Origin of the sequence: Micromonospora sp. 050-3 (assembly GCF_046549335.1) — a bacterium.
Lineage (GTDB): Bacteria > Actinomycetota > Actinomycetes > Mycobacteriales > Micromonosporaceae > Micromonospora > Micromonospora trifolii.
The window spans coordinates 290535-312696 of sequence record NZ_JAJPVX010000001.1; the positions used below are offsets into that span (position 1 = coordinate 290535).

At 72.4% G+C, this 22162-nt stretch carries 20 protein-coding genes; 15 read left to right on the forward strand and 5 right to left on the reverse strand.

Annotated elements, in window-relative coordinates; genetic code table 11:
• Nucleotides 1-3: 3 nt before the first annotated feature.
• Nucleotides 4-1320 (reverse strand): glycosyltransferase, encoded by a 1317-nt coding sequence (locus ACLJOK_RS01425; RefSeq protein WP_410815632.1) that lies wholly within the window; start codon nucleotides 1318-1320, stop codon nucleotides 4-6.
• A 127-nt stretch (nucleotides 1321-1447) separates the two neighbouring features.
• Here ACLJOK_RS01425 and ACLJOK_RS01430 point away from each other — a divergent pair, with 127 nt between their 5' ends.
• Together ACLJOK_RS01430 and ACLJOK_RS01435 are read left to right on the forward strand one after the other, a co-directional pair.
• Nucleotides 1448-1927 carry a GNAT family N-acetyltransferase gene (locus ACLJOK_RS01430; protein WP_410815633.1) on the forward strand — a complete coding sequence of 160 codons (480 nt, stop codon included), beginning with the start codon at nucleotides 1448-1450 and terminating at the stop codon, nucleotides 1925-1927.
• A 93-nt stretch (nucleotides 1928-2020) separates the two neighbouring features.
• Complete coding sequence (locus ACLJOK_RS01435) at nucleotides 2021-3163, forward strand: polysaccharide pyruvyl transferase family protein (RefSeq protein ID WP_196925240.1); 1143 nt, start codon at nucleotides 2021-2023, stop codon at nucleotides 3161-3163.
• A gap of 8 nt (nucleotides 3164-3171) precedes the next feature.
• On the opposite strand, the gene ACLJOK_RS01440 is transcribed toward ACLJOK_RS01435, so the two are convergent.
• Complete coding sequence (locus ACLJOK_RS01440; protein WP_030488784.1) at nucleotides 3172-3378, reverse strand: hypothetical protein; 207 nt, start codon at nucleotides 3376-3378, stop codon at nucleotides 3172-3174.
• Between the two features lie 82 nt (nucleotides 3379-3460).
• Between ACLJOK_RS01440 and ACLJOK_RS01445 the strand changes: the two genes are divergently transcribed.
• Entirely contained in the window at nucleotides 3461-3979 is a 519-nt protein-coding gene (locus ACLJOK_RS01445) for a DinB family protein (RefSeq protein WP_410815635.1), read from the forward strand.
• 27 nt (nucleotides 3980-4006) lie between these two features.
• Here ACLJOK_RS01445 and ACLJOK_RS01450 read toward each other — a convergent pair whose 3' ends face one another.
• Entirely contained in the window at nucleotides 4007-4879 is an 873-nt protein-coding gene (locus ACLJOK_RS01450; RefSeq protein ID WP_410815636.1) for a carbohydrate kinase family protein, read from the reverse strand.
• 193 nt (nucleotides 4880-5072) lie between these two features.
• On the opposite strand from ACLJOK_RS01450, the gene ACLJOK_RS01455 reads away from it, so the two are divergent.
• Nucleotides 5073-8282, forward strand: coding sequence for an SNF2-related protein (locus ACLJOK_RS01455; protein ID WP_410815638.1), 3210 nt, complete (start codon nucleotides 5073-5075; stop codon nucleotides 8280-8282).
• Nucleotides 8279-9208 carry an SWIM zinc finger family protein gene (locus ACLJOK_RS01460; protein WP_410815639.1) on the forward strand — a complete coding sequence of 310 codons (930 nt, stop codon included), beginning with the start codon at nucleotides 8279-8281 and terminating at the stop codon, nucleotides 9206-9208. The genes ACLJOK_RS01455 and ACLJOK_RS01460 overlap by 4 nt, the downstream gene beginning before the upstream one ends.
• Before the next feature lie 46 nt (nucleotides 9209-9254).
• Here the strand turns inward: ACLJOK_RS01460 and ACLJOK_RS01465 are convergent, their stop codons facing one another.
• On the reverse strand, nucleotides 9255-9512 hold the full coding sequence (locus ACLJOK_RS01465; protein ID WP_091409372.1) for a DUF3040 domain-containing protein: 258 nt from the start codon (nucleotides 9510-9512) through the stop codon (nucleotides 9255-9257).
• Nucleotides 9513-9943: 431 nt separating this feature from the next.
• Here ACLJOK_RS01465 and ACLJOK_RS01470 point away from each other — a divergent pair, with 431 nt between their 5' ends.
• Genes ACLJOK_RS01470 through ACLJOK_RS01490 form a run of 5 tightly spaced genes read left to right on the forward strand, consistent with a single transcriptional unit; the run spans nucleotide 9944 to nucleotide 16195 of the window.
• Nucleotides 9944-12025, forward strand: coding sequence for a DUF1800 family protein (locus ACLJOK_RS01470; protein ID WP_410815640.1), 2082 nt, complete (start codon nucleotides 9944-9946; stop codon nucleotides 12023-12025).
• Nucleotides 12026-12033: 8 nt separating this feature from the next.
• On the forward strand, nucleotides 12034-13416 hold the full coding sequence (locus ACLJOK_RS01475; RefSeq protein WP_410815642.1) for a DUF1501 domain-containing protein: 1383 nt from the start codon (nucleotides 12034-12036) through the stop codon (nucleotides 13414-13416).
• Nucleotides 13413-14831 (forward strand): ferric reductase-like transmembrane domain-containing protein, encoded by a 1419-nt coding sequence (locus ACLJOK_RS01480; RefSeq protein WP_410815643.1) that lies wholly within the window; start codon nucleotides 13413-13415, stop codon nucleotides 14829-14831. Before ACLJOK_RS01475 ends, ACLJOK_RS01480 begins: the two co-directional genes overlap by 4 nt.
• A 13-nt stretch (nucleotides 14832-14844) precedes the next feature.
• The gene (locus ACLJOK_RS01485) at nucleotides 14845-15423 is read left to right on the forward strand and encodes an FMN-binding protein (RefSeq protein ID WP_410815645.1); all 579 of its coding nucleotides are present in this window, start codon (nucleotides 14845-14847) and stop codon (nucleotides 15421-15423) included.
• Between the two features lie 49 nt (nucleotides 15424-15472).
• Nucleotides 15473-16195, forward strand: a complete 723-nt coding sequence (locus ACLJOK_RS01490; RefSeq protein ID WP_410819195.1) for an FAD:protein FMN transferase — start codon at nucleotides 15473-15475, stop codon at nucleotides 16193-16195.
• 263 nt (nucleotides 16196-16458) lie between these two features.
• On the opposite strand, the gene ACLJOK_RS01495 is transcribed toward ACLJOK_RS01490, so the two are convergent.
• Nucleotides 16459-17130: a bifunctional DNA primase/polymerase gene (locus ACLJOK_RS01495; RefSeq protein ID WP_091409390.1), complete on the reverse strand. Its 672-nt coding sequence runs from the start codon at nucleotides 17128-17130 to the stop codon at nucleotides 16459-16461.
• Nucleotides 17131-17378: 248 nt separating this feature from the next.
• Between ACLJOK_RS01495 and ACLJOK_RS01500 the strand changes: the two genes are divergently transcribed.
• The 5 genes from ACLJOK_RS01500 to ACLJOK_RS01520 all read left to right on the forward strand — a co-directional run bounded on the left by ACLJOK_RS01500 (nucleotide 17379) and on the right by ACLJOK_RS01520 (nucleotide 22064).
• Nucleotides 17379-18608 (forward strand): helix-turn-helix domain-containing protein, encoded by a 1230-nt coding sequence (locus ACLJOK_RS01500; RefSeq protein ID WP_410815647.1) that lies wholly within the window; start codon nucleotides 17379-17381, stop codon nucleotides 18606-18608.
• Between the two features lie 16 nt (nucleotides 18609-18624).
• A complete protein-coding gene (locus ACLJOK_RS01505; RefSeq protein WP_410815648.1) occupies nucleotides 18625-19197 on the forward strand; it encodes a flavoprotein in 573 nt (190 codons plus the stop codon).
• Nucleotides 19198-19315: 118 nt separating this feature from the next.
• Entirely contained in the window at nucleotides 19316-20152 is an 837-nt protein-coding gene (locus ACLJOK_RS01510) for a Nif3-like dinuclear metal center hexameric protein (RefSeq protein ID WP_410819197.1), read from the forward strand.
• Nucleotides 20142-20879, forward strand: a complete 738-nt coding sequence (locus tag ACLJOK_RS01515) for a zinc ribbon domain-containing protein (RefSeq protein ID WP_410815649.1) — start codon at nucleotides 20142-20144, stop codon at nucleotides 20877-20879. The genes ACLJOK_RS01510 and ACLJOK_RS01515 overlap by 11 nt, the downstream gene beginning before the upstream one ends.
• Before the next feature lie 3 nt (nucleotides 20880-20882).
• On the forward strand, nucleotides 20883-22064 hold the full coding sequence (locus ACLJOK_RS01520; protein WP_410815650.1) for a bifunctional RNase H/acid phosphatase: 1182 nt from the start codon (nucleotides 20883-20885) through the stop codon (nucleotides 22062-22064).
• The last annotated feature ends 98 nt before the right edge of the window (nucleotides 22065-22162 follow it).

Below are 22162 nucleotides of genomic sequence, written 5' to 3' on the forward strand. Positions count from 1 at the left end.
ACGCTACCACCGCCGCATCGATGAACGCCACGACGAGAAGCCCCGCCCGGTTTCCGGCGCCGGGTCGACTGGCCGTTCCGACCTGGCCCCCGCATCACCTCGCCGCGCCCCGGGGATGGCAGCGCCTCCCGCCGGGCTGACGGGCGGCAGCGACGCGTACACCGTGACCAGCTCGGCCAGGTAGCGCTCCGCGGACCAGGCCGTCGCCGCCGCCCGGCCGTCCCGGATCACGGCCCCGCGCAACTCCCGCTCGGTCAACAGCCGGGTGAGCAACGCCCCGAACGCCGCCGGGTTAGGCTCGGCGACCGGCCGGGTGGTGCCGGTGCCGGGCCGCTCGGCGAGCAGAGTGTCCACCATGGCCACCGGCAGTCCGTACGCCTCGGCCTCGGCCAGCACCAGGCCCTGCGTGTCGGTGGTGGAGGTGAACGCGAGCACGTCCGCCGCCCGGTAGTGGGCGCCGACCCGGTGGCGTGGCACCGGACGGAGCAGGTGCAGCGCGTCGGTGACGCCGTACCGACGGGCCATCCGGCGGATCGCGAGCCGGTGTCGCCGGGCCCCGAGCAGCACCAGCCGGGCGGCCAGCAGCTCGCGGCGGACCTGGGCGAACGCGGCCAGCAGCAGCTCGGGGTTCTTCTCCGGCGTGGCCCGTCCCACAGCGAGCAGCACCGGCGCGTCGGCCGGAATGCCGAGCCGGGCCCGCAGCCGCCGCCGGTCGTCGGCGTCGGCGTGCGGTGCGGCGGCCGGGGTCGGCAGGACCACGATCGGGGTACGCCCCGCCATCGCCGCCATCATCGCCGCGGTCTTCGCCGAAGGGGCGATCAGGACGGTGGTGTGGGCCAGGAGGGTTTGCCCGAGCGCCGCCAGTCGGGCCTGTCGACCCGGTCCGGGGTGGGCGAGCGCCCACAGGTCGCCCGCCCGCCAGCGTAGGCCCAGCCGCAGGCCGGCGTACGCGGCCCCGATCGGGATCTCCGGGTAGTGCGCGGCGTACGCGACGAGGTCGGTGTGCCAGGTCAGCACGCTCGGTACGCCCCGGGTGGCGGCCCAGCGCAGGCCGGCGACGCCGAGCGGGCCGGTGGTGTGCACGTGCACCACGTCGACCGGTGCGCTGGGCGGCCGGGGCAGCGCCAACCGGTACGGCCGGGTCGGCACCGACAGCGAGGGCACCTCGCCCGGTCGGCGGCGACGCCGGGACAGTGGGCCGGGGCAGTGCAGCACGACCCGGTGCCCGGCGGCGCGCAGCAGCGCCACTGTGGTGCCGACCGAGGTGGCCACCCCCTCCGGGTTGGTGAGGTGGCTGTCGCTGACGTGGGCGATCCGCACGTTGCCATCGTCGCCCGCCCGCGCACCCCCGGCCGTCCCGTCCACTCCGGGCGGAGAAACAGTTGGCGTGGCCGGACCGGTTCTGCTGCACTACGTACCCGCTGGAGACGATGAAGGGGGAGACGCTGTGGAGTTGACGTTGACGCCGATGACGGCACAGGAGTTGGCCCGTCTGCTCGGATCACTGGAGCAGGGGTACGCCGAGGACCTGGTGGCGCACCGGGGGATGACCCCCGAGGCGGCCCTCGATCGGTCGGTCACCCAGATCCGGGAGTCGCTGCCGGCGGGCGCGGCCACCGAGGGGTCCCTTCTGCGGGTGGGCCGGGTCGGCGACACCGAGGTCGGCTGGATCTGGGTGACCCTGCCGACGGCCTCCGCCCCGGACCAGGCCTGGATCCACAACATCGAGGTGCACGAGGAGCACCGGGGACACGGATACGCGCGGCGGATGATTCAGCTCATCGAGGCCGAACTCACCCAGTTCGGCGTGCCCGAGCTGGGTCTGAACGTTTTCGGGACGAACACGGTGGCGATCGGCCTCTACCGCAGTCTGGGCTTCGAGGTCACCTCGCAGCAGATGGCGAAGCGCCTCACCTCGGCGAGCTGAGCCGGCGGCGGCCCGGGGACGGGTCCCTTCGGCAGGACTGTTCACCTGCCCAGCGGGAAACCGGCGCGGACCGCACCTGGGGAGGAGCGACGGATGACGCACGGCGCCGGACTGACCATCGGTGTGCTCGGCTCGTACGGTGGGCGAAACCTCGGCGACGAGGCGATCCTCACCGGCCTGCTCACCGATCTGCGCACGCAGGAACCGAACGCCCGGATCATCGTCTTCTCTCGGAACCCGGAGCACACCCGGGCCGCACACCCGGACGTCGAAGCGGTGCCCTGGGAGGGCGTGAGCCGTACCGACTCGGCCCTGGTCCTGGCCCAACTCGACCTGCTCATCCTGGGCGGCGGCGGCATCCTTTACGACCGGGAGGCCCGCCGCTACCTACGGGTGGTCCGGGTGGCCCAGGAACGGGGCCTGCCGTTGATCACGTACGCGGTGGGGGTCGGGCCGCTCAGCGACGGGGTGGACACCGGCATGGTCCGGGAAACGCTCTCCAGTGCGACCCAGGTGACCGTCCGGGACCAGGAGTCCCGGATGGTGCTGGAGGAAGCTGGCCTGCTCAACCCGATCACGGTAACCGCGGACCCGGCGTTCCTCCTGCAGCCGGAGGAGTTCCCGGCCCACCTGCTGGCCGAGGAGGGTGTGCCGGTCGGCAAGCGGTTGGTCGGGATAAGCGTGCGGGAGCCGGGCCGGGCCGCCGAACGCCTCGACGTGGACGGCTACCACCGGCTGCTGGCCCAGATCGGTGACTTCCTGGTGCACCGGATCGACGCGTACGTGCTGTTCGTGCCGATGGAGCGCGACGACATCCGGCACGCCCACGGGGTGCTGTCGCACATGGTCGCCGCCGAGCGGGGTCGAATCCTGCACGGCACCTACTCTCCGCAGCAGGTGCTGGGGTTGATGCGCCACTTCGACCTGGCCGTCGGCATGCGCCTGCACTTCCTGATCTTCGCGGCGATGGTCGGTACGCCGTTCCTGCCCCTGCCGTACGCCGGCAAGGTCTTCGACCTGGCCCAACGGCTCGGCGTGCCGGCGCTACGCGGCGTGGAGCGGGAGGTCGAGGGGCCGCTGCTGGCCGAGGTCGACCGACTCTGGGACGAGCGGGAGCAACGCGCCGAGGCCACCGCACGACGGGTGGCGGAGGTGTGCGATCAGGCGCGAGGCACCTCGGAGGTCACCCGTGGCGTGTTGGAGAGCCTGCGCAGCCAGACCCTGACCCGGGTCTGAGCGGGCGGTCACACCGCCGGGCCGGTCCACCGGTAGCGCCACTCGCGGGCCTCCTCGCGGGCGGTCTCCAACTCGTAGATCTGCGCGTCGGCCAGCCCACCGGAGCCGAGGTGATGGTGGGTCAGCGGCGGACGGCCGTTGCTGTCCAGTTCGACGGTGATGGTCTGCCCGTCCGCCGTGCCGCCGACGAGAAGGATCTGCACGGATGAAGCCATGCGCCCATCCTGCCCGGCGTAACGCCCGCCCGCAGCGGATAGCGGGGCAGCGGGGCGCCCGGCCCGTGGCTAGGGTCGGCGGATGGAGCAGACGATCGATCCCACGCTCGGTCCGGTGCTCGCCCGCACCGGCGACGAACGCGCCGTCCTGACCTCGTTCCTCGACTTCCACCGGGCCGTGCTGCTGCGCAAACTGCGCGGTCTCTCCGACGCCGACGCCCGCCGCCGGCTGGTGCCGTCGGCGACCACGCTCGCCGGGCTGGTCAAGCACCTGACCCTGGTCGAGCGGAACTGGCTCCCGACCCTGTTGGCCCCCGAGCCCGGCGACGTCTACCTGACTTCCGAGGAGGACGCGGTCGCCAGCTTCACGCTCGGCGACCAGGAAACAATCGCCGGGATCACCGAGGCGTACGAGCGGGCCTGCGCCCGATCCCGGGCGGTCGCCGCGAGCGTCGACCTCGACCACGTGGTGCCGCACGCGCAGCTCGGTGAGGTGTCGGTGCGTTGGATTCTGGTGCACATGATCGAGGAGACGGCCCGGCACGCGGGCCACGCCGACATCCTGCGCGAGCTGACCGACGGCGAGGCCGGCGCGCTCTGAGCCTCGGTCGGCGCACGCCGTCGGCCGTCAACCGGTGGGCAACAGGCCCGGCGGATACTCCATCCCGTCATGCGTACAGGCCGCAGCGGCAACCCGCGCCGCGTACCGGGCGGCACGCGCCAGTGGCTCGCCGCGCAACCGAGCGGCGATCAGGCCGGCCGCGAAGGCGTCGCCCGCCCCGTTGCTGTCCACCACCGGCTTGTCCGGGACGGCGGGCGGCACGGGCACCGCGGTGCCGTCACCCGGGTACAGCTCGGCGCCGTCCGCGCCGCGGGTCACCACCACCGTCCGCGGCGCCAGCGTGCCGGCGAGCGACGCGGCCCGGTCGCCCAACCGCACCCCGCTCAGCAGAACCAGGTCGGCGACTTCAGCGAACGGCTGATGGTAGGTGGTCTCGCCGTCCCAGTCGTGCAGGTCGGTGGAGAGCGCCACGCCCGCCGGAAGGGCAGCCCGCACGGCGGGCAGCGACGGCACCGCCCAGTCCATGATCGAGAGGTGGACGTGCCGGGCGTCGCGGACCAGCGCGGCCAATTCGGTGGTGGGAAACGGTGGACCACCCTGCCATGGGCGCGGGTCGTACAGCGACGTGCGTCGTCCGCCCGGGTCCACCAGGTTCACCGACCGGCGGGTGCCGCCCTGGTGCTCGGCCAGCAACGCCGGCACCTCGGCCCGGGTCAACGCCGCCCGGACCAGCTCACCCGCCGGATCGGCACCGAGGGTGTCGACCACCAGTACCCGCAGGCCGAGCGCCCGGGCGGCCAACGCCACCCCGGCACCGGTGTTGCCGATCCGCAGCTCGATCGGCTCGACGGCGTGGGAGTCGGCAGCCGGTAGCGGCAGCGCGGGCACCCGAACCCGTACGTCCACGCCAAGCCCACCAACAACAAGCAGATCAACCACGACACCGACGCTAACCCGTTGCCGCCCCCACCTCCAGCGCCCCGCGATCTTGCACTGACTGTGGCGACAAAAGGTGCACCCTTTGCAGAACATCGACACGAACTGCAAGATCGGCGCAGGTGGGGCGGTGGGTGCGGACGCCTGGTCAGGCGGGCCGCCTATCCTGGGGGCGGGCGGCGACTAGGGGGAGCAGGTGCTGGTCATCCACGGGCTGTGGTTGCCCGGCGGCAGCTCGACCGGCGGCCTCGCCGTCTGGGCCGAGGACAGCGCCGCACCGATCCCCGCTCCGCGTTCGGGCCGGCCGGCCCGGGAACGCCCGCACCCCTTCGCCGCCGGGCACACCGACCTGGCCGCCGTCCTCGCCGATGCCGCCGAGCCGAGCCGGCCGGACACCGCGTTGCTCACCCTGCCCACCCTGGCGGGCGCGCCGACCGACTCACCCGAGCTGATCCGGACCACCGTCGCACCTGCGGCCCGCGGCCGGCTCAACCTGGCCGGTTGGCGGGTCCCCACCCTGGTGTACGCCCCGGACGACGCCCTTTCGCTGCTGCAAGCCCTGGACGACATCCCGGCGGTGGCCGGGGCCACCCTGCGGCACCTCGCCGAGCTGGCCGACTTCGCCGCCGACCTGGTGACCCGTGGCCGCGTCCTCCCCGGCGTGCGCACGACGACGGCCGACCGGATGCCCGGCGCTGGCGCGACGGCGGCGTCGGGCCGTGCCGGGCAGGTGCCCGCGCAGGCGGTCTGGCGTCCGCTGCTGACCGGCACCGACGCCGCTTGGGCGCGCTCGCTGGCGCTGGCCCTACCACCGGCCGCCCGAGCCGTCGTCCTGCCGCCCGCTACCGAGTTGACCGCTGCCGCGCTGGTCGCGGATGCGCTGGACGCGTTGACCGACGCCGCCGCGAGGGCTGCGCTGGCGACCACCACGCTGGCCCGGGGGCTGCGCCCGGGTGGTCCGGCACCGGCCTGGCTGGCCGCGCTCGCCGGCCCGCAGCGCAACTTCACCATCGACCCGGCCGGGCTGGCCACCCTCTCCGGCGAACTGGACGCCTGGCAGCTCGACGCCGCCGGTGGCCCGGTGCGGGCCAGTTTCCGCCTGGTGGAACCGGCCCCCGACGAGGTCACCGAGCCGATCCTGGCCACCCGAGCGGTGCCCGCCGGCAGCGCGCCGGTGCCCGCCGGCGGTGCGCCAGTGCCGGTGCCTGTCGACAGCGCGCCGGTGTCGGTCGGGTCGATCGGTGCCGGGCGCTGGCGGTTGGAGTTCGGGTTGCAGGCCGCGGACGAGCCCGGCCTGCACGTCGACGCCGGGGAGATCTGGCGTTCGCCGCAGACCCTCGGCGGCCTGGTCGGTCGGACGACCAGCCCGCAGGAGACGCTCCTCGCCGAGCTGGGCCGGGCCAGCCGGCTCTGGCCGGACCTGGACGCCGCGCTGCGTACCGCCGCCCCGGAGGCGATGGACCTCGACGTCGAGGGTGCGCACCGGTTCCTCAGCGCGGGTGCCCCGGTGCTGCACGCGGCCGGTTTCGGGGTGCTGCTGCCGTCCTGGTGGCAGCGTCCGTCGGCGCGACTGGGCGCCCGGTTGCGAGCGCGCAGCCGCACCGCGCCGGGCACTGTGGGTGGCACCGATGCCGGTGTCGGTCTGGACGCCCTGGTCGACTACCGCTGGGAGATCGCGCTCGGTGACCAGCCGCTGTCCGCCAAGGAGTTGGCGGCGCTGGCCGAGACGAAGACCCCGCTGGTACGGCTCCGCGGCCGGTGGGTGGAGCTGGACCCGGGGCGGCTCGCGGCCGGTCTGCGCCTGCTCCGCTCCGCAGGCGAGTTGACCGTCGCCGACCTGCTCCGCCTCGGGCTGGCCGACGGCGAGGCCACCGGCGAGCTGCCGGTGCTGGAGGTGACCGCCGACGGGGCGCTGGGGGACCTGCTCGCCGGCGCTGTCGAGCGGCGGCTCACCCCGCTGGACCCGCCACCGGGCTTCCGGGGGACGCTGCGGCCGTACCAGCAACGGGGACTGGCCTGGCTGGCCTTCCTGCGCTCACTCGGCCTGGGCGGTGTGCTCGCCGACGACATGGGGCTGGGCAAGACTGTGCAACTGCTCGCGCTGCTCGCCGGGGACCCACCGGAGGCCGGGCCGACCCTGCTGGTCTGTCCGATGTCGCTGGTCGGCAACTGGCAGCGGGAGGCGGCCCGGTTCACCCCGGAGCTGCGGGTCCACGTACATCATGGTGCCGAGCGGGCGCGCGGGGCGGAGTTCACAGCGGCCGCGCACGGCGCGGACCTGGTCCTCACCACCTACTCGGTGGCCGCCCGCGACGCCGCCGACCTGGCCGGTATCGACTGGCACCGGGTGGTGGTGGACGAGGCGCAGGCGATCAAGAACGCGTCGACCCGGCAGGCCGAGGCGGTTCGCGCGCTGCCCGCCCGGCAGCGGGTGGCGGTGACCGGTACGCCGGTGGAGAACCGCCTCGCCGACCTTTGGTCGATCATGCAGTTCGCCAACCCGGGTCTGCTCGGGCCGGCCGCGACGTTCCGCAAACGGTTCGCCGAGCCGATCGAGCGGCACGGCGACGCCGAGGCCGCCGAGCGGCTGCGCCGGATCACCGGCCCGTTCGTGTTGCGCCGGCTCAAGACCGACTCGTCGATCATCTCGGACCTGCCGGAGAAGCTGGAGATGGAGGTGCTCTGCAACCTCACCGCCGAGCAGGCCGCGCTGTACCGGGTGGTGGTCGACGACATGCTCGCCCGGATCGAGACCAGCGACGGCATCGAGCGGCGCGGCCTGGTGCTGGCCACCATGACCCGGCTCAAGCAGGTCTGCAACCACCCCGCCCAGCTGCTGCGCGACGGCTCGCCGCTGGAGGGCCGCTCCGGCAAGCTGGCCCGGCTCACCGAGATTCTGGAGGAGGTGCTGGCGGCGGGGGAGCGGGCACTGCTCTTCACCCAGTACGCCGAGTTCGGTGCGATGTTGCGGGGTCACCTGTCGGCGCGGTTCGGCCGGGAGGTGCTGTTCCTGCACGGTGGCCTGGGCAAGGCCGAGCGCGACGCCATGGTGCAGCGCTTCCAGTCCGCGGAGGGTCCGCCGTTGTTCGTCCTGTCCCTCAAGGCCGGCGGCACCGGGCTGACCCTGACCGCCGCGAACCACGTGGTGCATGTGGACCGGTGGTGGAACCCGGCGGTCGAGGACCAGGCCACCGACCGGGCGTTCCGGATCGGGCAGAGCCGACGGGTGCAGGTCCGCAAGTTCGTCTGCGCCGGCACTGTCGAGGAGAAGGTGGCCGCGTTGATCGCCGACAAGCGCAGCCTCGCCGAGCGGGTGGTCGGCACCGGCGAGCAGTGGATCACTGAGTTGTCCACCGGCCAGTTGCGGGACCTGTTCGCCCTGGAAGCCGGCGCGGTGGTCGAATGAGCGAGCGAAGCTCTGACGTGAGCACCGACCGGTTCGCCGACTACGGGCGCCCGCGTCGGGTCGACGGGGGTCTGCGGGCGCGCAGCGCCCGGGGCGCGATCGGCCGGTCGTGGTGGTCGCGGCGTTTCCTGGAGGTGCTGGAGTCGTTCGCGCTCGGCACCCGGTTGACCCGAGGCCGGTCGTACGCGCGGGCCGGTCAGGTGCTCACGCTCGACATCACACCCGGGCGGGTCGACGCGGTGGTGCAGGGTTCCCGGCCGCAGCCGTACCAGGTGTCGATCGCGCTGAAGCCGTTCCCGGCGGCGCTCTGGTCCCGAATCGAGGACGAGCTGGCCGGGCAGGCGTTCTTCAGCGCCCGGTTGCTCGCCGGGGACCTCCCCGACGAGTTGGAGGAGCTGTTCGCCGCTGCCGGCGCGCCGCTCTTCCCGGCCGCAGTGGGCGAGTTGACCCAGCGCTGCAACTGCCCCGACTTCGCGGTGCCGTGCAAGCACCTCGCGGCGACGTTCTACCTGCTGGCCGAGGCGTTCGACGCGGACCCGTTCGAGCTGCTGCACTGGCGCGGTCGATCTCGGGCAGAGTTGCTCGACGAGCTCCGCGCCCGGCGGGCCGCGACCACCGGTGCCACCCCACCGCCCCCACCTGTCGACTCACCGTCCGGACCGGACGGTGCGGTGTCGACAGTGGATGCTGTGGTGCCGGTCGGTGCCGCCCGGGCGCTCACCGGGCTGTCGGCGACGCCACTGGCGGAGACGGCGGACCGGTTCTGGTCAGCGCCGGTGCCGCTGCCGGATCGGCCGCCCCGACTGGTGACCGGCACCGACCTGCTGCTGCGCCAGCTCGGAGCGCCGGCCCCGGCCATCGGTGGGCCGGGGCTGCTCGAACGGTTGCGCCGCGCGTACCGGGCGTTCGGTCCGGCCGACCGGTGAGCTGTCACATCCGCCAGTTGAGCCGTCCCGTTGAGCGGTTGAACAGTCACGTCCAGCGGCGGCGGAACCGCCACATGATCGCGGCATTGGCCACCAGCACCACCGCGCAGATCGCGCCGGTGAGTCGACCGGCGAACACGGCTATCGCCGGCAGCGACGCCCACAGCACGATGGTCAACAACATCAGGTAGCGGCCCCTGCGGGCCCGGGCCCTGTGGTCCAGCCGGTTGAAGAAGGCCGGGTCACTTTCCCGGAGCTGACGGGTGATCTGGTCGAATCTGCGCTGATCCTCTTTGCTGAGCATGGCGCTGCCTTCCCCTCACGCGTTCAGCGGTTCGGCGGCATACCCGCTGCGGTGGCGGCTCACGCTCGCCCGCTGCTGCTACTTTTCCTCCGCGCGAGCGCGCTTCACGTCCGGCTTACCTGAACCTTAAGTTTGCCTTTGGTGGTGAACGACGCCGAAACTGTCGCGTACGGCGGCGAGGTCCGGTCCGTGCTTGGCTGCCGCGCGTACGCCCTGCTGGGAAGGTCTGCGGGCAGGCCCATCCCCCCGCCCGCCGCCGCTGTCGCACTGAACGCTGTCTTAAGTGCCCTCACGAGTGGGTTCCGGCCACCTTGAAGGGCCCTGGGGCCTTGGTTACCTTGCCGTAGCAACCCCCTCAGGCAACAGTCGCCGCACCTGCCGCACCTGCCCGGTAGCAGCTTTCGGCGCTCATCAGAAATCGGGATTGGTACATGGCCGACCAGAATGTGCCACCACGCCGACCGCGGGACGACCGCGGTTGGGACGGACATCAGCACCCCAGCGCTGACGGCTACGGCGACCCCCACACGCCAGCGCCCTACGGCTACGACTCGCCCCACCCCTACCAGGGCGGCTACGCCGCGCAGGCCGACCCGCGTGAGCAGTACGCCGGGCAGCCCGCGCCCGCCCCGCGCGGTCCGCAGTGGGTCGGCCCGGAGGGCCTTGGCCGCCCGGCCCCGGCACGACCGGCCGGCACCGGACTGCCCACCCTCGACGATGACAACGAGCCGGGTCGCAAGGTCGGCCGACGTAAGGCGATGGTGGCCCTCGGCGGCACCGCCGCCGTCGTCGCCGGTGGCGCGGCGCTCGCCATGACCCCGCAGATCCGTGGCCTCTTCGGCGACGAGGCGGTGGCCGGCGACGCGACCGGCAGCACGGTGACCGACGGCACCGCGGCGCGGCCCAGCGGCCAGCAGCCCAGCACCGTGCGTACCTACACCGAGCAGAACGAAAGCTACATGGGCTCCCGGGCCGGTGAGGCGCTGAAGAAGAACGCGCCGGCCGGTGGGCGGACCTTCTCCGGCCCGGCCGCCGCGGCGGCGGCGACCACTGTGACAGTGAAGACGGTGCTGGCCAAGGACCCGATCCTGCACCTGGCCCGACGCGCCACCTTCGGCGTGACGCCCGCGGTGGTCGCCGACATCAAGCGCGAGGGCATGGACGCCTGGATCCGCGCCCAGCTGGCCCCGGAAAAGCTGGAGCCGAGCAAGGGCGAGCTGAAGCTCGCCGAGCTGCCGACCCAGAAGCTCTCCGTGCAGCAGCTGCGCGACCAGCGGGACAAGCTCAACGAGCAGGACGCCCAGCCGGAGCGGGAGATGGTCGACGCCACCATCGCCCGGCAGATCTGGTCCAAGCGCCAGCTGTTCGAGGTGATGGTCGACTTCTGGAACGACTTCCTGCACGTCGCCGCGGACTTCGACGGCGGCGAGGTGTACCGCAACTCGTTCGACCAGGACGTCGTGCGCAAGCACGCGCTGGGCAGCTACCCGGAGATGCTGGTCGCCGCCAACAAGCACCCCGCGCTGCTGATCTACCTGAACCAGAAGGACTCCCGCAAGGACGCGATCAACGAGAACCTCGCCCGGGAGAACCTCGAGCTCTACTCGGTCGGCGTCGACGGCGGCTACAAGGAGCCGGACGTCCGGCAGGCCGCCATGTTGCAGACCGGCCGCGGTGTCGACGACAAGGGCAAGTACGTCTTCCGCCCCGAGCAGCACTACGTCGGCAAGGTGAAGATCCTCGGTTTCACCCACGCGAACAACTCGGCCGACCCGAAGAAGGCCGAAGCGGCGATCGACGCCTACATCACCTACATCGCGACGCACCCGTCGACGGCGAAGTACGTGGCGCAGAGCCTGGCCACCCGGTTCGTCTCGGACACCCCGCCGAAGTCCCTCGTGGACCGGCTGGCCAAGACGTACACGACCAACAAGGGCATGATCAAGCCGGTCCTGATGACGCTGTTCTGCTCCTCGGAGTTCTGGGCCGGTGTGGGCCAGAAGGTGCGCCGGCCGATGGAGTACCTGGTCGCCACGTACCGCACCCTGGGCGTCTCGCCGGAGGCGTCGCCGAAGCACAACAACGGCGACAGCAAGCGCACCGCGTACGCCCGGGGGCTGCGCCAGATCCACGACAAGATGCGCGAGCTGGGCCAGTCCCCGATGGGTCATCCGACCCCGGACGGCTACCCGGACGTCTACGTCGCCTGGACCTCGGCCGGCACGATGGTCAACGGCTGGAACGAGGCGGGCGAGATCCTCGCCGGCTACCGGACCACCTTCACGTACTCGGCGCCGGAGAAGCTGGTCGCCAAGCCGCCGGCGACGGCCGGGGCGTACGTGGACGCGCTCTCCCAGCGGCTGGTGGGCCAGAAGCTGAGCACGCGGGAGAAGAACCTCATCCTCGGCGTGGCCGGTGTGGTGGCGACCACCAAGGTCGACGCCACGTTCAACGGGGCCATCACCGCCGTCGCGCGGGCGATCCTCGCTTCCCCCCAGCACCACCTCCGGTGAGGCACCCGATGGAGAAGACTGTGTACAACTCTTTCCCCCTGCACCCCGAATGCCCCGACGTGCAACGGCTGGCCGACAACCCGGCCGAGGCGTTGCTGCGCGCCGAGGCGGACATCGTCGCCGCCGAGAACGCCGCCGAGTTCGACAGGTACCGCACCCTGGAGGATCTGGAGGAGGCCCAGCAGGACGGTCGCGGCGTGACCCGGCGGACCTTCGTCGCCGGTGCCGCCGCCACCGCCACCGCGCTGGCCACCGCCCAGTTCGTCACCACCTCGGCGTCGTTCGCGGCGACCAAGACCGGCACTCTGATCCACGTCTTCCTCTACGGCGGGCTGGACGGCCTGAGCCTGATCGCGCCGGACAACGACGCGGTGCTCAACAAGGCCCGGCCCGACCTGCTGCTCGGCAACGACTCGCTGGCACTGGGCCGCGGCTTCAAGCTGACCAGCGCGTTCAAGCCGCTGGAGAAGTGGCTCACGGGCGGTCAGCTGGGCTTCATCCCGGCGGTCTCCGACGAGCGGCTGTCCCGCAGCCACTTCCAGGCCGCCGACGCCTGCAACCTGGGCGGGCTGCCCAACGAGACCGGCGGCCGGGGTTGGCTCGACGGTCTGGTCGACAACCTGGGCAAGGGCACCGCGTTCCGCAGCGTCGGCATCGGCAGCACCCTGCCCCGCTCGCTGGTCGGCAACAACGGCGCGCTGTCGCTGAACAACGTCGGCTCCCTGCGGCTCAACGGTGACGAGCGGTTCCGGGCCGCCACCGAGAAGGCCATCAAGGGGCTCTTCACCGGGATCAACCACCCGGTCGAGGAGGCCGTGCAGGAGGGCATGGGCGCGCTGGCCACCGCCCAGAAGCTCGCCGCCAAGCCGTACCAGCCCGCCGAGGGCGTCAAGTACGAGGGCGTCGGCAACGCGTTCCAGCAACTCGCCCAGCTGATCAAGGGTGGCGCCAACGTGCGGGTCGCCACCGTCGGCATGGGTGGCTACGACACCCACGAGAACCAGGGCACCCGTGAGGGCGGTCAGCTGCACCGCCGGCTGAACGAGCTGGCCAGCGCCATGGCCGCCTTCTTCACCGACCTCGGCCCGAAGGCCGCCGACGTGACGATCATGGTGTCCAGCGAGTTCGGCCGTCGGGTCGGCTCCAACAACAACGGCACCGACCACGGGCACGGCGGCGTGGTCACCCTGCTGTCCGGCAAGAAGCTGGCCGGTTCGCTGCTCGGCACCTGGAACGGGCTGGACAAGCTCGATTCCGGTGACGTGCCGGAGTACAACAACATGTTCAACGTCTACGGCGCGGTGGCGCAGGGCCGGTTCGGGCTCACCAACGCGGAGGTCGACAAGGTCTTCCCCCGCCAGAAGTACGCCCCGATGAAGCTGTACGCGTGACGCATTCGCACACCCACGCCGCCGGCCGTCGTACCGGGACCTCGTCCCGGCACGGCGGCCGGTCGGCTGCGCCCGTACCCCCGCAGAGCCCGGCCCGGCGCGGACCCGGCGGCCGACGGCTGCTGGGCGTGCTGCTCCTGGTCGGTCTGCTCGCCAGCGTGCTGCCGTGGTGGTTGGGCACCCCCGCCGGATCGTTGCGGAGCACAGCGGCCACCGTCACCGCGGCCGGCCGGATCACCGGACTGATCGCCGGCTACCTGCTGCTGGTGCAGGTGCTGATGATGAGTCGACTGCCGGTGCTGGAACGGTGGATCGGCGGCGAGCACATGGCCCGCTGGCACCGGGACATCGGCGCGACCCTGCTGGTCACCGTGCTGGCGCACATGTCGCTGATCCTGGTCGGCTACGCCGACCTGCGTAACCAGTCGATCCTCGCCGAGGTCGGCACGTTGCTCGGCGACTACGAGGACATGGTCTCGGCGTTCGTCGCCACCGGCATCATGATGCTCGTCGGGTTCAGCAGCGTCCGGGCGATCCGGCGGGCACTGCCCTACGAGCTGTGGCATTCGCTGCACCTGTCCAGCTACCTGATCCTGCTGCTCGGCTTCGGCCACCAGTTCACCCACGGCGCGCAGCTGTACAAGCCCGGCCCGGTGCGCACCGGCTGGATCGCGCTCTACCTGCTGGTGATCGCCGCCCTGCTCTGGGGCCGCGTGATCGCGCCGCTGGCGTTCAACCTGCGCTACAAGCTGCGGGTCGCCGACGTGGTCGCCGAGAGCACCGACACCATCTCCATCTACCTCACCGGGGAGCGGCTCGGTCGGCTGGCGATGCTCGGCGGCCAACACTTCCGCTGGCGGTTCCTCACCCGGGGCTGCTGGTGGCAGTCGCACCCGTTCTCCGTCTCCGCCGCCGCCAACGGCCGCTGGCTGCGGGTCACCGTCAAGGTGGTCGGCACCCACACCGCCGACCTGCGCGACCTGGACCCGGGCACCCGGGTCTGGGCCGAAGGCCCGTCGGGCACCTTCACCGCCGCGCACCGGCTGCGCGAGCGGGCGCTGTTGATTGCCGGCGGCAGCGGCATCACGCCGATCCGGGCGATGCTGGAGGAGCTGCCTCCGGGCGCCGCGCTCATCTACCGGGCCCGCACGCCGGCTGACGTGCTGCTCAGCCGCGAGTTGGACTGGCTGGCCCAGGAGCGCGACACCTCCGTCTGGTACGTCATCGGCTCCCGCGACGACCCCGGGCCCCGCCAACTGATGAGCCCCGACGGGCTGCGGCAACTGGTGCCCGACGTGGCCCGACGCGACGTCTACCTGTGCGGGCCGCCCGGTTTGGTGGAACAGTCGGTGCGTGCGCTGCGGCGGGCCGGCGTGCCCCGGCGGCAGATCCACCTGGCAACGTTCGAACTGTAGGAAGGGCATCCCCATGCGTCGCGCGCTCCTCGCGATCACCGGTCTGGCCGCCAGCACCACCGCGCTGGTGGTGTTCAAGGGCACGCCGGGCACCACCCAGGTCGCCCAGAACCTGCCGACCGCCCAGCCGGTCAACCCCACCCCGCAGGGTGTCGAGCCGAGCGCCGACCCGTCGAGTGTGGCACCGAAGCCGTCGAAGACCGGCGACGCGCCCACGTCGCCCAAACCCACAAAGAGCACCGCCCGGCCGTCCGGCACCCGCACCACCACGAAGGCCGCACCCCGGACCACCACCAAGGCACCCCAGTCGACCACCCGCCGGGTCACCGGCAACGGCTTCGAGAACGAGTACGGGTACGTGCAGGTGCAGATCGTCGTCTCGGGTAACCGGATCGTCGAAGCCGTCGCGCTGTCGCTGCCCAGCGGGGGTGAATCCGACATCCACAGCGGCGACGTCCGCAACCGTTACGACGGTGGCGGCGGCGAGGTGGTGCAGAAGCAGAACGCCAACCTCAACACCGTCTCCGGGGCCACCGAGACCAGCAACTCCTACAAGCAGTCGCTGCGGTCCGCCATCGAGCAGGCATTCTGACGTGCGGGCCACGCTGACCCGACCCGGGCTGTGCCGGGTCGAACAGATCATGGGTACGGCGATCACCCTGGACCTCGCCGACGATTTGCCACCGGCGGCGCTGCGCGAGTTGGCGGATGAGGTCTTCGCCTGGATGCGTGAGGTGGACGCCCGGTTCAGCACCTACCAGCCGGACAGCGAGGTGTGCCGCTTCGACCGGGGTGAGGTGCTGCTCTCCGAGGCGTCCGCGGACCTGCGGTACGTGCTGGAGGCCTGCGCCGACCTGTGGGGCGCCACCGACGGCTTCTTCGACGCGTACGCCACCGGTCGGCTCGACCCGTCCGGCTTCGTCAAGGGCTGGGCGGCCCAGGTCGCCTCGGACCGCCTCGTCGCCGCTGGTGCCGTCAACCACTGCGTGAACGCCGGCGGTGACGTACGGGTGCGGGGCCTGTCGCCGTCCGGGGAACCGTGGCGCATCGGCATCCGGCACCCGTGGGACGCGATGGCGGCCTGCCTGGTGCTCAGCGGGACCGACCTGGCCGTGGCCACGTCCGGCGTGTACGAGCGGGGGCGGCACGTGCTGGACCCGCGCCGAGGTGCACCGGCCAGTGGGCTGCGCTCGGTGACTGTGGTCGGCACCGACCTCGGGGTGGCCGACGCGTACGCCACCGCCGCCCTCGCCATGGGCACCCCCGGCCTCAACTGGCTGGCCCGCCTGGACGACCACACCCACGCGGCAATAACCGACAACGCCCGCCAGTACCAATCCGCAAATCTCCCCCTAACCGACTAGCGGAGGGGGCGGTGGGTGCCGGCTGGGCGGGAGCCGGTGGGGCGTGGGCGGCCGGGGCGGGAGCCGGACGGTCGGGTGCCGGCCCAGCGGCGCCCTGGGTGGCTGCGCCGGGGCGGCTCGGTGCCGCCGGGGTGAGGCGCTCTGTCGTTTGTGGACATCGTTCCCCCGTTCGTGGCGCGCGTTCGCGCTCTTGCCATGTCAACGAGGACCGGTGGCCCGGCGACGCTGTCGGGCACCGGATCGAATCGTCGACCGGGCCGGTTTCACATGCCTCGTCGGGGCAGCGGCAGGTGGCCGGGGAGCAGGTCGGGGGCGAGCGTCACCCCGGCGGCGCGCAGCGCCCCGATCAACGTGTTCTGCACGAGGTACGAATCCGGAAGCTGCCAGCGCGCCTGCTCCGGGGCGACCGCCCAGCGGACCGTGCCCTCCGGCAGCCGGGTGGGCGGCGCGGGGATCCACGAGCCCGGCCCGTGTCGGACCACGTGGAAGCAGTGCTCCAGCTCCGGCCGGAGCGGATCGCCGGGGCGGACCAGGAACATCCACCGCCCGGTGGGCGTGACCAGCACCGGCCCGCGTACGCCGGTGCCGGCCGGGTGGATCTGGACCGCGTCGAGTACGTGCCGGCCGAGGTGGGCGGGCACCTCCAGCACGTCGAAGGCCCGGCCGGTGGGCAGCAGCACCCCGTGCGGTCGGCTCCGCCACCAGGTCGCCACCCGGGCCGGGTCGGCGCTGGCGGCCAGCTCCCAGTTCTCCAGGGCCGGGTGGCAGCCCACTGTGGGACAGCCGGCCCGGCCGCAGACGAAGCGGCTGCGGGCCAGACAGGCACCCGGGGTGACCTCCCAGCCGTGTACGGCGTACCGGATGGCGACCCGGCGGAGCCGGACCCGTTCCAGCGGCGACAGTTCGGCAACGCGCGGTACGACATTCCCCCACATGTGTGCCAACTCCTCTCGTCGGGCCCGGCCTTCGCCAGGTCGCATGTCGAGCACCGTCACTGCCGTAACCCACGATCGTTGAGGTTGACGAACGGCTCGTGCAACTTGCACGAAAAGTACGAGGACCAGCTGTACGGCTGACGTACATCCTGTGCGACCAGCGAAAACCTGAAAGTGAACGGCAGTCGCCGCACCCGCGGACATCGCTCCGACTCGATTGGTCGTCGGTGGCAGGGGAGGATGGGGAGATGGACGAGCTACCCATAGGACGGCGAGTTGCCTACTGGCGGGGGCGACGCAAGATGTCGCAGCAGGTCTTCGCGGACCGGCTGGGCAAGTCCAAGAGCTGGGTGGACAAGGTCGAACGCGGCGTCCGGCGGTTGGACAAGTTCTCCGTCCTCTACGAGATCGCCGACATCCTCCAGATGGACGTCCAGCTGCTGATGGGCAAGGACCCGGAGCGGCGCGCCGACGCCCTCAACTGCATCGACCAGGTCGAGGTGCAGGAGATCCGGGCGGCGCTGGAACGCTACGACTCGATGAGCGCGTACTTCGACGCGGCGCCGTACCCGCCGCCGATGGACGACATGCGCAAGGCCGTCAACCACGCCTGGCTCACCTACCAGTACGGCCGCTACGGGATGCTCACCCGGGCGCTGCCGAAGCTGCTGCGCGACGCCCAGGCGGCCGACGCCGCCTACGGCGGTGAGCAGGCCGCCGAGGCGGCCCACCTGCTCGGCCAGGTCTACCAGATCGCCTCCTCGGTGCTGCGCAAGCTCGGCGAGTGCGAGCTCGCCTGGTTGGCCGCCGACCGGTCGATGGCGGTGGCCCAGCGGGCCGACGACCCGCTGCTGGCCGGGATCGCCACCACCCGGGTGTGCAACGCCCTGGTCGCGATGGGGCGCGCCCGCCCCGCGCTGGAGCTGAACGTCCAGATCGCCAACCGGCTGGCACCGGGCGGCAGCAACGAGGTCTCCCCGGCCCGCCTCTCGGTCTACGGGATGCTGCTGCTCCAGGGCGCGATGGCCGCGTCCCGTATCGGCGACTCGGCCAGCGTCGACGACCTGATCAACTGTGCGCAGGAGGCCGCCACCCTGCTCGGAGGCGACCACAACCACTACTGGACGTCGTTCGGCCCGACCAACGTTGAGCTGCACCGGGCCGCCGCCGCTGTGGAGCTGGGCGACGGAGGGCGGGCCGTGGAGGTGCACCAGCTGCGCATCGCGGAGCCCTCCTTCAACGCGCTGCTGCCCGAGCGCCGCGCCCACCACCTGCTCGACATCGCCCGCGGGTACGCCCAGATCGGTGACGTGGCGAACGCCGGCGAGATGCTTCTGCTCGGTGATCGGCTCGCCCCGTCGGAGATCCGCTGCCGGCCGATCGCGCACGAGGTGATGTCCGACATCCTCCGTCGCACACGTGGTGCGCCGCCTTCTCCGATAGCGGAGTTGGCTGAGCACATGGGAGTAGGGGTATGAGCGCGGAGCCGGTCTGATGGCCGGTGCAGCGCACAACAGCGGGCACCGCGAGGTGCTCTACGTCATCGCCTGCGGTTCGCCGCTGGCCCGGCACGTCGGTCGTCTGGTCGACCTCGCCCAACAGGACGGTTGGGACGTCTGCGTGGTCACCACGCCGGACGGCGCGAAGTTCGTCGACCAGTCGGCCCTGATCCGGCAGACCGGCCACCCGGTGCGGACGCACTACAAGAATCCCGGTGACCCGGACGTGCTGCCGCCCGCCGACGCCATGATCGTCTGCCCGGCCACCGTCAACACTGTCAACAAGTGGGCCGCCGGAATCACCGACACCCTGGCGCTCGGGCTGTTGGTCGAGGCCCAGGGCAAGGGCGTCCCCATCGTGGCGGTGCCGTACACCAACGCGGCGATGGCCTGCCACCCGGCGTTTCGTGCCGGAGTGGCCCGGTTGGCCGAGTGGGGCGTCACTGTGCTCTTCGGCGATCATGTGATCGCTCTGCATCCGCCCGGCACTGGGGAACAGCACCTGCACGCCTTCCCCTGGGCGATGCCGCTGGCCGCATTGCAGACCGTCTCCTGGAGCGCCGCCTAGCGCGTCCTGCAGATCTTCCACCCGACGCGGCCGGGCCGGGTGTCACCGCCCGGTGGCCCCGACGCCGGTAAGCTGGCCCGCCGTGAGCACAAGCGGATCCGCCCCCACAGTCAGCGAGGTGGTGGCCGCGCTCGAACGGCGCTTTCCGCCGGTCTGGGCGGAGGAGTGGGACCGGGTGGGCCTGGTGCTCGGTGAGCCGGCCGCCCCGGTCCGCCGGGTGCTCTGCGTGGTCGACGTGGTGCCCGAAACGGTCGACGAAGCCCTCGCTGCCGACGCGGACATGATCGTCTCGCATCACCCGCTGCTGCTGCGCGGGGTGTCGTCGGTCGCCGCGACGACCTTCAAGGGGCGGATCATCCACCAGTTGATCCGGGCCGGGGTGGCGCTCTACGCGGCGCACACCAACGCCGACGTGGCCTCCCCGGGCGTCTCCGACGCCCTCGCCGCCCGCTTCGGGCTCACCGGTCTACGCCCGCTTCAACGACCCGCGCCCGGCTCGCCCGCCCACGGCGACGACAGGGGTTTCGGCCGGATCGGCGAGCTGCCCCAGCCGATGACCCTCGCCGAGCTGACCCGGCACGCCGCCGCGGTGCTTCCCGTCACGTCCTGGGGAGTTCGCGCGGCGGGGGATCCCGGGCGTATGGTTCGTACCCTCGCCGTCAGCGGCGGGTCGGGGGACAGCTTCCTCGGCGCCGCGACCGCCGCCGGGGTGGACGCGTTCCTCACCGCCGACCTGCGGCACCACCCGGCCGGCGAGCACCTCGCCGCCGATGGTCCCGCCCTGATCGACGCCGCCCACTGGGCGACCGAACGACCGTGGCTGGACGACCTGGCCGCCTTCCTCCGGGAGGCGCTTGACGTCGAGACGCTGGTGTCCGACCTGGACACCGACCCGTGGACCGTGCACGCCGCCGCACCCGTTGTGGACGACAAGGAGCCCGACCGTGAAGGCTGACCCTCAGGTGCAGCGCCGCCTGCTCGACCTCCAGGCGATCGACACCAACCTCGCCCAGCTCGCCCACCGCAGGCGAACGCTTGCCGAGCGGGCCGAGCTGGAGTCGCTGGCCCGGGAGCTGTCGTCGATGGAGGACGAGCGGGTTCGCGCCCAGGTGGCGGTGGACGACCTGGACCGGGACATCGCCCGGTTGGAGAAGGACGTCGAGCAGGTCCGGGCCCGCAAGGAGAAGGACGAGAACCGGCTTGCCGCCGGCGGCGGCCCGGCCCGCGAGCTGGAGGCGCTCCAGCACGAGCTGGTCTCGCTCAAGCGGCGCCAGGGCGATCTGGAGGACGCCGAGCTGGAGCTGATGGAGCAGCGGGAGACCGCGCAGGGCGTACTGGACGGCGTGGAGCAGCGGCTGGCCGAGACCCGGGACAAGCGGGCCGCGACCGAGCAGCGCCGCGACGAAGCGCTGGCCGAGATCACCAAGGAGGAGGAGTTCAAGCGGGGCGCCCGTCAGCCGCTCGCCGGCGACCTCCCCAGCGAGCTCGTCAACCTTTACGACAAGATCCGCGAGGACACCGGGTTGGGTGCCGCGCTGCTCACCGGAGGCCGCTGCGGCGGGTGCCGCCTGGACCTGTCCGGCGCCGACCTGGCCCGGATCCGCAAGGCCGCCCCCGACGACGTGGTCCGCTGCGAGGACTGCCGACGGATCATGGTCCGCACCAACGAGTCGGGCCTGTAGGTCGTGGCGCCGCGCGTGGTCTCCATGGAGGCCGACGGTGGGTCCCGGGGTAACCCCGGCCCCGCCGGCTACGGCGCTGTGGTCCGCGACCCGGAGACCGGCGAGGTGCTCGCCGAGCGCTCCGAGTCGCTCGGCACGGCCACCAACAACGTCGCCGAGTACCAGGGCCTGATCGCCGGGTTGACCGCCGCCGCCGAACTGGGCGCCGCCGAGGTGGACGTCCGGATGGACTCCAAGCTGGTGGTCGAGCAGATGTGCGGCCGGTGGCAGATCAAGCACCCCGGCCTGCGGCCCCTCGCCGCCCAGGCCGCCGCGCTGGTGGGCCGGTTCACAGCGGTCCGGTTCAGCTGGATTCCGCGCGAGCAGAACCGGCACGCCGACGCCCTCGCCAACGCCGCCATGGACGCCGCCGCGGGTCGTCCGTCGGCGACTGCGGCCCCCGCCCGTCCTGCGACGACTGCAACCACCGGCCAGCCCTCGACGACGCCCGCCACCCTGATCGTCGGCAGCGACCCGGCGACCGCCCCGGCCTCCTGGGAGCCACGGCCGAGCTTCACCGCCACCCGGCTGATCCTGGTTCGGCACGGCGAGACCGCCTACACCGAGCAGCGGCGCTACTCCGGGCGCGGCGACGTGCCGCTCTCCGAGCGTGGCCGGGCCCAGGCCCGCGCCACCGGCACCCGGGTGGCCGAGCTGGCCCCGTCCGTCGCGGCCGTGCTCAGCTCACCGTTGTCCCGGTGTACGGCCACCGCGGCGTCGATCGCCGAAGCGCTCGGCGGCGACGTGCCGGTGCGCACCGAGGACGACCTGATCGAGTGCGACTTCGGCCAGTGGGAGGGGCGCACCTTCGCCGAGGTGCGCCAGCAGTGGCCGGGGGAGATGGACGCCTGGCTCGCCTCACCCCGGATCGCGCCGCCGGAAGGGGAGTCGTTCACCCAGGTCGCCGAACGCGCGCACCGCGTCATCTCGGGGCTGCTCACCGCGTACCCCGGTGAGACCGTTGTGGTCGTCTCGCACGTCTCGCCGATCAAGCTGGTGCTGCGCGACGCCCTCGCGGCCGGTGACGGCTTCCTGCACCGGCTCTTCCTGGACGCGGCCGGCATCTCGGTGCTCGACCTGTGGCCCGACGGCGGCGTGGCAGTGCGCACTGTCAACGACACCGCCCACCTCGCCACCCTCGACTGAGCCGCCGCACCCTCAGTTGGTAGGGCCGGTCGGGCGCGCCGTTCGGCGCAGCCGGCCGGCCGTTCGGCGCAGCAGCCTCCGGACGGGTCAGGTGACCG